The following is a 12179-nucleotide window of genomic DNA, read 5'->3' as shown; positions in this document are numbered from 1 at the left end:
GATGCCGCCATGACCACGCAGATTCCTTCCGCGTCCTACCCGCCGCCGCCCCGCCAGACGGCCAACCCCGCCCCGCCGCGCCCGGCGAACTCGCTGCGCCGCACCTCCAGCATCGACGTCGCCTGGCCCGATGGTCCCGAAGGCGAGCGCCTCTTCGTCGGCCGCGCGCGCGATTACCTGACCGGGCAGGACGGCCATGGCCGCACGCTGACCGAGGGCGAATTCAGGCTGCGGATGAGCGAGGACAAGACGATCACCCAGATTGCCGCCGATCCCGCTCCCGCCGGAATCGGCCAACTGGTGGGTGCCCGCGCGGGCGGCCACTTGCGCATGCTGCTGCGCGAGGTCGTGCCCGAACTGATCCAGCGCGCGGACCCGCTCTACCTCGTGCTCGACGATCTGTCCGGCACCGCGCTCGTTTCCGCCTTCGCCTGGGGCCAGTGGTTTCCGGAGCGTATGGAACTGCTGCGCCAGCGCCTTGGCGCGGCGGATGGTGCCTCGGCGCTTGCCCAGCGCGCCAATGTCTGCTGGGGTTTGCAGGAAGGTAATAGCGGTGTTTCCGGCGATGCTCCGCTGGACAAGGTAGCCGACGCCGATGCGGGCCAATTGCGCAATGCCGCTGATCCCGGGGGCTGGCACCCCTTCCTCGAACACGAAGGCCCGGGCTTCCGCCGCGCGCGCCGTATCGACGTGACTCGTGACGGCGGCTTGATCCACATCGATTCCGCCTTTCAGGATAGCGCCAAATTGCGCGAGGGCGGCCGGGTCGCGATCCACGAATACAACCTTGCGGCTACGGTCGATGCCGAGACGTTGGAAGTGCTGAACCTCTCCCCCGAGGCGCGCATCCTGCCGTTTCGCGAATGCCCGGGTGCCGTCCACAATGTTGCGCGCCTCGTCGGCCGCAATCTCGGCCAAGTGCGCGAGAATGTGCTGGAAATGCTGCGCGGGCCGGAGGGCTGCACCCACCTCAACGACGCCCTGCGCGCACTGGCCGACGTACCGCGACTGGTCGAGGAACTGCGCCAACCGGCCTGACTAATAACCCATCGCACAAAACACTTCGTCATCCCCGCAAAGGCGGGGATCCCGCTTGTTCTTGAGAGGTAGCGCAGAGGAAGCGGGGCCCCCGCCTTCGCGGGGGCGACGAAGCGTTTTGTGCGATGGGGCTTCTACCGGTTGATCTCACTCAGCGCGGCAGAGCCGCCCAACCCCAACCGCACCCCCAATTGACCCCCACGGCGCACCCCGCGCTCCCCGCTTGCGCCTACGCCCACCTTCTGAAAGGCCGCGAGAAAGGACAGGAAAACCGGGGATCCGAGTGACCAAAACGGTCGTCACGCTGGAAGACAAGTACAGGCAAAGCGGGGGGCAGGTGATGCTCTCGGCGCTGCAGGGCGTGGTGCGCCTGCTGCTCGACCAGTCGCGGCGAGACCGCGCGGCGGGGCTGAACACGGCGGGCTATGTCACCGGCTACCGCGGCTCGCCGATCACCACGCTCGATGCGCAGTTGTGGGCGAGCGAAAAGCTGCTCACCGAGCACGCCGTGCGCTTCGAGCCGGGACTCAACGAGGAACTCGCCGCCACCTCGGTACGCGGCACCCAGCAACTCGACTGGTACGGCAAGCCCAGTGTCGATGGCGTCTTCGCCCTCTGGTATGCCAAGGGCGTCGGCGTCGAGCGCGCGGGAGAGGCCATCAAGGCTGCCAACTTCGAAGGTACGCACCCCAAAGGCGGCGCGCTGCTGCTCTGCGGCGATGACCATGCGGCCAAGTCCTCGCTGACGGCGCACCAGTCCGAACATGTTTTGATCACCGCGATGGTGCCGGTGCTCTACCCGGCGACCACTGACGAGATCCTTGCGTTCGGCCAGTTCGGCTGGGCGCTGTCGCGCGCCAGCGGGCTCTACGTGGCGATGAAGGCGGTGACCGATACGCTGGACCTCACCACCACGGTCACGCTGCCGGGGCTCGCCTTCCCAATTGCCCTGCCGGAGATACCGCAAGGCTCATCACCCAACTTGCGCATCGCGATGTCGGCGCTGGAGCAGGAGCGGATGGTGATCGAGCGGCGCCTGCCGATCGTGCCGCTGTTCACCGCGCGCAACCGCATCGATCGGGTGAGCCATCCCGCGCCTAACCCCCGGTTGACCGTGGTGAGCGGGGGCAAGGCCTGGCTCGATCTCTGCCAGGCGCTGGCGGACCTGGGGCTGGACGAAGCGGGATGCGCGGCGCTGGGCCTCAAGGTGGTGAAGCTGGGCCTCGTTTGGCCGCTCGATGTCGCGTTCGTGCGGCAGACCTGCGGCGGCAGTGCCGAGGTGCTGGTGGTGGAGGAAAAGCGCCCCGTCATCGAGGACCAGATCGCCCGCCTGTTCTACGGCCGCGCCGATGCCCCGGCGCTGTCCGGCAAGACGACGCCGGACGGCGCGGCGCTGCTTTCCGAGATCGGCGTGCTCGATGCGGCGATGGTCCGCCGCGCGCTAATATCGCGCATGGCCGCGCTCGGCATGCTGCAGGGCGATCTTGCCGCGCGCGATGCCATGCTGCGCGAGCGGGAGGACTCTGCTGCCGCGATCGAACGCACGGCGATCCGGCCGGCCTATTTCTGCTCGGGCTGCCCGCATAACACCTCTACCGTGGTGCCCGAAGGCTCGGCGGCGATGGGGGCGACCGGGTGCCACGGCCTTGCGCACTACATGCCGGAGCGCAACACGATGCAGACCGTGTCGATGGGGCAGGAGGGCATGCCCTGGGTTGGTGCGCAGCATTTCGTCGATACGCCGCACATGTTCCAGAACCTGGGCGACGGGACCTATACGCACTCCGGCCTGCTGACGATCCGCGCGGCGGTGGCGGCCAAGAGCCGGGTGACGTTCAAGATCCTCTACAACGATGCCGTCGCGATGACCGGGGGGCAACCGGCGGAGGGAGCGCTCAGCCCCGAGCAGATCGTGCGCGAACTGGTGGTGGAGGGCGTGAATCCGGTCGTGCTGGTGAGCGAGGACCCGTCGCGCTTTTCCGCCTCGGACTTGCCCGCCGGAACCCCCGTGTTACACCGCGACGAACTGGACGCAGTGCAGCGCGAATTGCGGGAAAAGCCGGGCACCAGCGCGATCGTCTACGAGCAGACGTGCGCGAACGAAAAGCGCCGCCGCCGCAAGAAAGGCGCTTATCCCGATCCCGATCGGCGACTCTGGATCAATCCGGCGGTCTGCGAGGGCTGCGGCGATTGCTCGGTGCAGTCGAACTGCCTGTCGGTGGTGCCGATCGAGACAGAATTCGGCCGCAAACGCGCCATCGACCAATCGAGCTGCAACAAGGATTTCTCTTGCATCAAGGGCTTCTGCCCAAGCTTCGTGGAAGTTTCGGGCGGCACGCTGCGGAAGCGCAGCATGGACGATGCTGCATTGGCGCGCATGGTCGCGGCGCTGCCCGAACCGGCGGTGGCGGACTTGTCCGGCGGTGCATCGGCCATGCTGGTGGCGGGGATCGGCGGGACGGGGGTGCTCACGGTCGGCGCGGTGCTGGCGATGGCGGCGCAATTGGAAGGCAAGGCCGCCAAAGTGCTGGACCAGACCGGCATGGCGCAGAAGGGCGGCGCGGTGGCCAGCCATATCCGCATCGGCGCCGATGCCGCCGCGATCCCCTCCGCGCGGCTGGGCGCGGGCATGGCGGACCTGGTGATCGCCTGCGATCTGGTGGTCGCCTCCTCGCCCGAAGTCATGGCGCTGGCGCGGTGCGATACGCGGGTTCTGGCGAACGAGGACGTGGTGCCGACTGGTGAATTCCAGCGCAACCGCAACCTCGACCTCACCGCTAGCCGCTTCCTTAAGGCCGTGGCCAAGCGCGTCGATCCGGCGATGATCGCCTCGCTGCGCGCGGGTTCGCTGGCGACGCGGTTGCTGGGGGATTCGATCTTCACCAATCTGATGATGTTGGGCTTCGCGGCGCAGAAGGGGCTGCTGCCGGTGCGGCTTGCCTCGGTGGAAGAGGCGGTGCGGCTGAACGGCGTGGCGGTGCGCGCAAACCTTGCAGCATTGTCGCTGGGGAGGCTGGCGGCAGCGGGCGATGAGGACCTCTTCGCGCTCGCCGATGCTGCACCTTCTGCGCCCGAAGCACCGCGCGATCTTGCGGCGATTGTCGAGAGTCATGCGCGCTTGCTGACGGACTGGCAGAACGCAGGTTATGCTGGCGAATACCGCGCGTTTCTCGATGAGATCACCGCCACTCTTGATGCGCGCGGACTGGCCGAAAGCGAGCCGCTGCTGCGGGAAGTCGCGCGGCAACTCGGCAAGCTGATGGCCTACAAGGATGAATACGAAGTCGCCCGCCTCTACAGCGCACCAGCCTTTCGCGAGGGGCTGGCGGATGCGTTCGATGGCACACCGCGCCTCAGGCTCCATCTCGCGCCGCCACTGCTGGCTTTCCGCAAGGATCGCAAGACGGGTCGCCCGCGCAAGATCGCCTTTGGAAGCTGGATTTTACCGGTATTCGGCATGCTTGCCAAAGCCAAGGGACTGCGCGGAACCTGGGCGGACCCCTTCGGCTACACCGCCGAACGCCGCATGGAACGCGCGCTGATCGGCGAGTATCGGGCTCTGGTGCGGGAAATCGCCACGAAGGTGGAAGAGGAGACGATGGAAGCTGCCATCGAACTCGCCGCCGCGCCCGCGTTGATCGCGGGCTATGGCCCGGTGAAGGAAGCCGGAGTCGCTGCCTACCGCGCCCGCGTTGTCGAACTCCGGCCGCGTCTGGAATTGCGTGCGAAAGTGGCGGAACTGGTCCCGGCCTGACCGCCCGGGCGGTATCTCCCTCGCCAGATTTGCCGCAGGCCGGCGATTGCCGCACCAACTGCCGGGTCATTGCCGGAGGGGAGAGAGGCCGTGCAGAACATCCGCATCCACGTTTCGTTCGACATGCGCTCGCCCGACTGGGCGACACCCACGCACGAACTCTACCGCGCCGCGATCGAGATGGCGGCGTTCGTCGACAAGATCGGGGCGGACCAGATCGGGCTGATGCAGCATCACGGCTCGGACGACGGCTACTTGCCGCAGCCCTTCACGCTGGCGGGCGGCATGGCGGCGGTGACCGATCGCATCCGTTTCGTGCTCGGCGCGGTGGTGCTCCCACTGCACGATCCCCTCGAATTGGCCGAACAGATCGCGGTTGTGGACCAGATGTCTAACGGGCGGCTCAATGTCATCTTCGGTGCCGGCTATGTACCGTTCGAGTTCGCGATGTTCCGCAAATCCCTGAAAGACCGCGCGCGGCTGATGGACGAGGGGCTGGAGATCATCCTGCGGGCGCTGCGGGGCGAGAAGTTCGAGTTCGACGGCCGCCCGATCTACGTCCGTCCGCTGCCGGTCCAGGCGCCGGAGGATATCGTCATGGTCGGTGGCGGCGTGCCCGCCTCGGCCAAGCGAGCGGCGAAGTTCGGCGTCGGTTTCGGGCCGATGAAGCCCGAACTGGTGGATCTCTATCTTGCCGAGTGCGAACGGCTTGGCCATGCACCGCGCACCTATTTCCGCCCCACGTCGGGGATGCCGCTGGCGGTCCATCTTTGCGAGGATCCGGACGCGGGATGGGAAGCGATCGCGCCGCATGCAGTCCACGTCATCACCGAATATGCGAAGTGGGCCGAGCAGGAAGGCGACGGCACCAATTCGCCGTTCAAGGGCCTTACCGATCCCGCCGTGCTGCGCCACGCGGGCATGTTCGTGGCCTGGACGCCGGACCAGTTGGTCGAGAAAGTGCGCGCCATGGGCGGGGTGGGGCACATCGGATTCCAGCCGCTGCTGGGCGGGCTTTCTCCTGAAGAGGGCTGGAAGAGCCTTAAGCTGCTGGAAGCCACGATGCAGCGCCTGAAGGCGGTGACGGCTGAGGCCTGAAGGCAGGAACGCGGGCTTCTGGGGGGTGATCCTCAGACCCGCAGAATGCTCGCGGCGCGCTATCCTTGCTGCCGGTACTGCGCCCGCAAGATTTCCAGAAAAGCGCTCGGCCGCAAACCACCCGCGTGCAGCAATCCCACCTCGCGCGTCAGTTCGAAGTCGCGCACGGGCACGAACCGCACGGAACCGTCGGCAAATCCCTCGGGCATCATGCCGATCCCGGCGCCGCTTCGGATCACCGAGAGAACGCGCTCGTCGCTGGTGGTCTTGAGCACGAAGCGGGGGCGCACGCCGCGCTGGGTGAAGAAGCGGTTGATCTCGGGCAGGGCCTCGCAATGGCGGCGCAGCGCCATGCGGTCTTGGGCAAGCTGTTCGGCGAGGACTTCGCGCTCGCCAGCCAGCGGATGATCGGGCGGCAGCACCATCATGTAGCGCTCGCGGGACAGCACTTCGGGCTGATAGCGCGCGTGATGCGGGCGCACGGCGGTCAGCGCCACGTCGATCCGGCCGCGTTCCAGGCGTTCGGAAAGGTCGCGCTCGCTGCCGTCGAGCAGTTCGAGCGCCTCGCCCGATCCTTCGGCACTGTGTCTGGCCAGCGCTTGGCCGATCAGTTGCGTAGGAATGGTGTTCAGCACGCCCACGCGCAGCAGGCTCGGTTCGGCTGGTTCAGCCAGTTCGACCAGCGCATGTTCGTACTCAGCGGCGATGCGGCGGGCGCGGACCAGAAAGCGGCTGCCGGCCGGGGTCAGGGCAACGCGCTGGCGATCCCTGTCGAACAGGCGCGCGCCGAGTTCTCGCTCCAGCTTGGCGATGCCCGCCGAAAGCGTGGGCTGGGTAACGCTGACCGCCCGTGCCGCCCGGCTGAAATTGCCGGTTTCGGCCACCGCGAGGAAGTAGCGCAGCAGATATTGATCGATCATAGATGCGATCTATTACGAAGGGCGGCAACTTTCAATTTCCGCTGGCGTTTCGGCTTGTCTACATAGTCAGGACAAATCACTCCAACTTGGGAAGCGGCCCCGATGGCCCGACCGGAGAAGCAAGCATGAGCGCACCGGTGCTCCATACCAGCCTGAATCTCGACAGCCCTGAAGCGCAGGCGCGGGACCGGCACAATCGTGCGCTGGTGGCCGAACTGCACGCGAAAGTCGCGAAGGCGGCGCTCGGCGGGAACGAGAAATCGCGCGAACGCCATGTCGCCCGCGGCAAGCTGTTGCCGCGCGAGCGTGTGGAGCGCCTGCTCGATCCCGGATCGCCGCTGCTGGAGCTGGGGCAGCTCGCTGCGGAGGGTCTCTACGAGGACGATATTCCCGGTGCGGGGCTGATTACCGCCATTGGCACCGTTTCCGGCCGTCAGTGCATGATCGTGTGCAACGATGCCACCGTGAAAGGCGGCACCTATTACCCGATCACTGTGAAGAAGCACGTCCGCGCGCAGGAGATTGCGCAGCAAAACAACCTGCCGTGCATCTATCTGGTCGACAGCGGCGGCGCCAACCTGCCGCACCAGGCCGAAGTCTTCCCGGACCGCGATCACTTCGGCCGCATCTTTTTCAACCAGGCGCAGATGTCATCTAAGGGCATCCCGCAAGTCGCCTGCGTCATGGGAAGCTGCACCGCCGGCGGTGCCTATGTGCCGGCGATGAGCGACGAATCCGTGATCGTGAAGGAACAGGGCACGATCTTCCTGGCCGGTCCGCCGCTGGTTCAGGCGGCGACGGGCGAGGTGATCTCGGCCGAAGACCTTGGCGGCGGCGATCTCCACAGCCGGAAGTCCGGCGTGACCGATCACCTTGCCGACAACGACGAGCACGCGCTGACCATCGTGCGCGATATCGTCAGCCACCTTGGCCCGCTGCACCACCACGATCAGCCGCTGCGCGAACCGCGCCCGCCCAAGTACGATCCCGAGGAACTCTACGCGATCGTGCCCGAGGACGTGCGCGCGCCTTACGACGTGCACGAGGTGATCGCCCGCATCGTCGATGGCAGCGAATTCCACGAGTTCAAGGCGCTGTACGGTACTACGCTGGTCTGCGGTTTTGCGCATATCCACGGCCAGCCGGTGGCGATCCTGGCCAACAATGGCGTGCTGTTTTCCGAGAGCGCGCAGAAGGGCGCGCACTTCATCGAACTGGCCTGCCAGCGCCGTATTCCGCTGCTGTTCCTGCAGAACATCTCGGGCTTCATGGTCGGCGGCAAGTATGAGGCTGAGGGCATTGCCAAGCACGGCGCCAAGCTGGTCACCGCCGTCGCCACCGCTACGGTGCCGAAGATCACCGTGTTGATCGGTGGCTCGTTCGGCGCGGGCAACTACGGCATGTGCGGGCGCGCCTACGACCCGCGCTTCCTGTTCACCTGGCCCAACGCCCGCATTTCGGTGATGGGCGGCGAGCAGGCGGCCTCCGTCCTGGCCACCGTCCACCGCGACGCCGCGAAGTGGTCGCCCGAGGAGGCTGAGGCCTTCAAGGCGCCGATCCGGCAGAAGTACGAGGACGAGGGCAACCCCTACTACGCAACCGCCCGCCTGTGGGACGATGGGGTGATCGATCCGGCGCAGACGCGCGATGTGCTGGGGCTGGCGCTGGCCGCCTGCCTGGAGGCACCGATCCCCGAAAAGCCGCAGTTCGGCGTGTTCAGGATGTGATGGCGATGGCCAAGGATACTCTCTTCGTGCTCGACACCGACTATGCCGATCCGGCGTTCGGCGGCGAGCGGCGCTTCTACTGCAAGGACTGCGTAACGGTCGAAGGCCTGCTGGCGCTGTTTCCCGAACGGGCGGCCAATATCGACGTCGTCCGCGTCGGCTGGCCGCGTCCACGTGCGGCGGTTGTCGCGGCCTTGGGCGAGGAAAACCAGAATCTTCCCGCGCTGGCCTTTGCCGAGGGCGGTTTCGCCAACGATATCGAGGGCGTCCTTGCGGCGCTGCACACCCGTCACGGTTTCCCGGAGCGTCACCCATGATCCAGTCGCTGCTGATCGCCAATCGCGGCGAGATTGCCTGCCGCGTCATCCGTACCGCGCGGGAACTCGGCATCCGGACCGTCGCTGTCTATTCCGACGCCGATGCCGACGCGCTGCATGTGCGCGAGGCGGACGAGGCGGTGCATATCGGCCCTTCCGCCGCGCGTGAGAGCTACCTCGTTGGCGAGAAGATCATTGCCGCGGCCAAGCAGACCGGAGCGGAGGCGATCCATCCCGGCTACGGCTTCCTTTCCGAGAACGCCGAGTTTGCGCAGGCCGTGGCGGATGCCGGCCTCGTCTGGGTTGGGCCCAAGCCTTCGTCTATCACTGCGATGGGCCTCAAGGACGCTGCCAAGAAGCTGATGGCGGCGGCCGGGGTTCCGGTAACGCCCGGCTACATGGGCGAGAACCAGGAGCCGGCATTCCTGGCCGAAGAGGCCGCCAAGATCGGTTATCCGGTGCTCATCAAGGCCGTTGCCGGCGGCGGCGGCAAGGGCATGCGGCTGGTCGAGGCGGCCGAGGATTTCGTCGACGCTCTGGCATCGTGCAAGCGCGAGGCGGCGTCCTCGTTCGGCAACGACCATGTGCTGATCGAGAAGTATATCGCCAGCCCGCGCCATATCGAGGTGCAGGTGTTTGGTGACAGCCACGGCAACGTCGTCCACTTGTTCGAGCGCGATTGCTCGCTCCAGCGCCGCCACCAGAAGGTGATCGAGGAGGCGCCCGCACCGGGCATGGACGCGGCGACGCGCGACGCGCTCTGCGCGGCGGCGGTGCGCGCGGCCAAGGCGGTCGACTACGTCGGCGCCGGCACCATCGAGTTCATCGCCGACGGTTCGGGCAAGCTTTCGGCCGATCGCATCTGGTTCATGGAAATGAACACCCGCCTGCAGGTCGAGCATCCGGTGACCGAGGAGATCACTGGCGTCGATCTGGTAGAATGGCAGCTTCGTGTCGCCAGTGGCGAGCCGCTGCCGCTCAGCCAGGAGGACCTCACCATCGACGGTTGGGCGATGGAAGCCCGCCTCTATGCCGAGGACCCGGCCAAGGGCTTCCTGCCCAGCATCGGCAAGTTGGAACTGCTGGAGTTCGGCGAGGCCGAAGGCGGGCGTATCGACACCGGCGTCTATCAAGGCGCCGAAGTCTCCCCGTTCTACGATCCGATGATCGCCAAGGTCATCGCCTGGGGCGAGGACCGCGAAGAGGCGCGCGAGCGACTGGGCGAGATGCTGGAGGACAGCGCCGTCTGGCCGGTGCGCACCAATGCCTCGTTCCTCGTCAAAGCCCTGCAGCATCCAGACTTCGCGGCGGGCAAGGTCGACACCGGCCTGATCGGCCGCGACGGCGAGGCTATGGCGGCGGCGCCCACTCCCTCTGACGAAGTACTGGAGGCGGCGGCCGATTCCCTCGTACCGGCCCGCGCGCTGGCCGGTTTCCGCCTCAATGCCGCACCGGTCCGTTCGGCATGGTTCTCGCTGGATGGCGAGAAGGTCGAGATCGCGCTGACCGGCGAAGGCAGCGACGAGCCCGACGATGCCGTGCTCGTCACCGAGCAGGGACAGGCCTGGCTGCTTACGCCGTGGCGGCGAGACGGCGTGCATGGCGGGGCCGACGCTTCGGGCGCGATCCTGGCGCCGATGCCCGGCAAGGTTATCGCGGTGGAAGTCGCCCAGGGGCAGGCCGTCATCAAGGGGCAGAAGCTGCTGACCTTGGAGGCGATGAAGATGGAGCACACCCTCACCGCCCCGTTCGATGGCGTGGTGGCGGAGCTGAACGCGGTCGCCGGGGCGCAGATTCAGGTCGAGGCGCTGCTGGCGCGCGTCGAACCGACGGAGGCTTGAGGCAAGTTACGGGCAAGGCCGAGGAATCCGCATTTCCAGTTGCTCCGGATCGGCCTAGCCCTCTCTTGTCCGCCGCGTTCGTGGCGGATTCGATACGAGGAGAATTCCCGTGAAGCTTTCGTATCTTCCTGCCTTTGGCGCGCTCGCGCTTGCATCCGTCATCGGTACCGCGGCGGCCGACGCCCAACCGCCTTCGCAATGGCGCACGCTTGCCTCCCGAAGCATTCGGATGGGCTCCACGCGAGACACCGTTCCGGTGAACAGCCGCAACCGCTATCGCCAGGTCCAGGTCTGCGTGCACAATGCGCCGCTGCGCCTCAACAGCTACACCGTGCGGTTCGATAACAACCGCGTGCAGACCGTGCGCGTCAATTCGCGCGTCAATACGGGTGCCTGCACCCGTGCGATCAGCCTGACCAGCGCGCCGCGCCGGATTACGCGCATTGACCTTGCCTACCAGCAGGTTCCACGCGGATCGCGTGCGCCGCAGGTTCGCGTAGTCGGACGCTGACCAATTCCATCCGGCCGGTGCCCCGCGCCGGCCGGACTACAGGGGAGAGAACACTTTGCCGGGCCGCTTTTTCGACGAATGGACCGTGGGCGACAGGATCACCCACCAGCCGAGCCGCACCGTTACCGAGACCGACAACCTGATGTTCTCGGCCATGACGCACAACATGCAGCCGCTCCACCTGGATGCGGAGTTTGCGAAGAACAGCGAGTTCGGCCAGATCCTGGTCAATTCCACTTTCACTTTCAGCCTCGCCGTCGGTCTGTCAATCGCGGATACGACCGTGGGCACGCTGGTCGCCAACCTGGGCTTCGACAAAGTGGTGACGCCCAAGCCGACCTTCATCGGCGATACGCTCACCTGCCATTCCGAAGTGGTGGAAATGCGCGAGAGCAAGTCGCGCCCCACGCAGGGCATCGTCGTGTTCAAGCACGAACTGACCAACCAGCGCGGCGAGATCGCGCTTTCGATGCTGCGCACCGTCCTGCTCAAGAAGCGCGACGCCTGAAGCCAGCCCAGTCAGGTTGACACAGTTGACACGGTCCAGAGGGAAAAGTCGCCTCTGGGCCGTGGAAAGTGTCACCTTGCGGGGGTGAAGCGTCACCTTGCGTGTTGGAACTGTCACCTTGTGAGCGTGCAAGGTGACACTCTCCGGAGCGCGGTGTCACTTTGTGGCCTGCCTGCCATCTACCTCACCATGTCAAAGACCATCGCGCGCGGAGGGTGGCAGCGCGGGCGCGTGTAGGAAAACGGTTTTGCGCGCGAGGCGGCACGACGGCGGGGCTCCGCAAGAAGGCACGGCTCCGGTGGCACCATGCGATCACGAAAAGCACTTCGTCGCCCCCGCGAAGGCGGGGGCCCTGCTTTCTTTCGCTCCGCCTGAAGAACCAGCGGGATCCCCGCCTTCGCGGGGAGGATGGGGATTTGCCGACATGTTGGGGATGTGCCGGTGGGAAGGTCCAGGCACGTGAAG

General features: G+C 66.4%; 9 protein-coding genes. 8 read left to right on the top strand and 1 reads right to left on the bottom strand.

Annotated elements, in window-relative coordinates; translation table 11 throughout:
- The first annotated feature begins 9 nt into the window (after positions 1 to 9).
- From WBP07_RS14150 to WBP07_RS14140, 3 genes are all read left to right on the top strand, one after another.
- Positions 10 to 1038, top strand: a complete 1029-nt coding sequence (locus tag WBP07_RS14150; protein WP_395391974.1) for a DUF2889 domain-containing protein — start codon at positions 10 to 12, stop codon at positions 1036 to 1038.
- Between the two features lie 283 nt (positions 1039 to 1321).
- Entirely contained in the window at positions 1322 to 4792 is a 3471-nt protein-coding gene (locus tag WBP07_RS14145; protein ID WP_395391972.1) for an indolepyruvate ferredoxin oxidoreductase family protein, read from the top strand.
- A gap of 90 nt (positions 4793 to 4882) precedes the next feature.
- Positions 4883 to 5890 carry an LLM class flavin-dependent oxidoreductase gene (locus WBP07_RS14140; RefSeq protein WP_395391970.1) on the top strand — a complete coding sequence of 336 codons (1008 nt, stop codon included), beginning with the start codon at positions 4883 to 4885 and terminating at the stop codon, positions 5888 to 5890.
- A 59-nt stretch (positions 5891 to 5949) separates the two neighbouring features.
- Here WBP07_RS14140 and WBP07_RS14135 read toward each other — a convergent pair whose 3' ends face one another.
- On the bottom strand, positions 5950 to 6810 hold the full coding sequence (locus WBP07_RS14135) for a LysR family transcriptional regulator (RefSeq protein WP_395391968.1): 861 nt from the start codon (positions 6808 to 6810) through the stop codon (positions 5950 to 5952).
- A gap of 125 nt (positions 6811 to 6935) precedes the next feature.
- Between WBP07_RS14135 and WBP07_RS14130 the strand changes: the two genes are divergently transcribed.
- The 5 genes from WBP07_RS14130 to WBP07_RS14110 all read left to right on the top strand — a co-directional run bounded on the left by WBP07_RS14130 (position 6936) and on the right by WBP07_RS14110 (position 11714).
- Entirely contained in the window at positions 6936 to 8537 is a 1602-nt protein-coding gene (locus tag WBP07_RS14130) for a carboxyl transferase domain-containing protein (protein WP_395391966.1), read from the top strand.
- A 5-nt stretch (positions 8538 to 8542) separates the two neighbouring features.
- Positions 8543 to 8854, top strand: coding sequence for a DUF3088 family protein (locus WBP07_RS14125; protein WP_395391964.1), 312 nt, complete (start codon positions 8543 to 8545; stop codon positions 8852 to 8854).
- The gene (locus WBP07_RS14120) at positions 8851 to 10695 is read left to right on the top strand and encodes an acetyl/propionyl/methylcrotonyl-CoA carboxylase subunit alpha (protein ID WP_395391962.1); all 1845 of its coding nucleotides are present in this window, start codon (positions 8851 to 8853) and stop codon (positions 10693 to 10695) included. The genes WBP07_RS14125 and WBP07_RS14120 overlap by 4 nt, the downstream gene beginning before the upstream one ends.
- Positions 10696 to 10804: 109 nt before the next feature.
- Positions 10805 to 11206, top strand: a complete 402-nt coding sequence (locus WBP07_RS14115; RefSeq protein ID WP_395391960.1) for a hypothetical protein — start codon at positions 10805 to 10807, stop codon at positions 11204 to 11206.
- A 55-nt stretch (positions 11207 to 11261) separates the two neighbouring features.
- Positions 11262 to 11714 (top strand): MaoC family dehydratase, encoded by a 453-nt coding sequence (locus WBP07_RS14110; protein WP_395391958.1) that lies wholly within the window; start codon positions 11262 to 11264, stop codon positions 11712 to 11714.
- Positions 11715 to 12179: the final 465 nt, after the last annotated feature.

Source organism: Novosphingobium oxfordense, from assembly GCF_044029435.1.
Taxonomy (GTDB): domain Bacteria; phylum Pseudomonadota; class Alphaproteobacteria; order Sphingomonadales; family Sphingomonadaceae; genus Novosphingobium.
The sequence above is the reverse complement of the archived record's forward strand: the minus strand, read 5'-3'. Positions and strand labels throughout refer to the sequence as shown.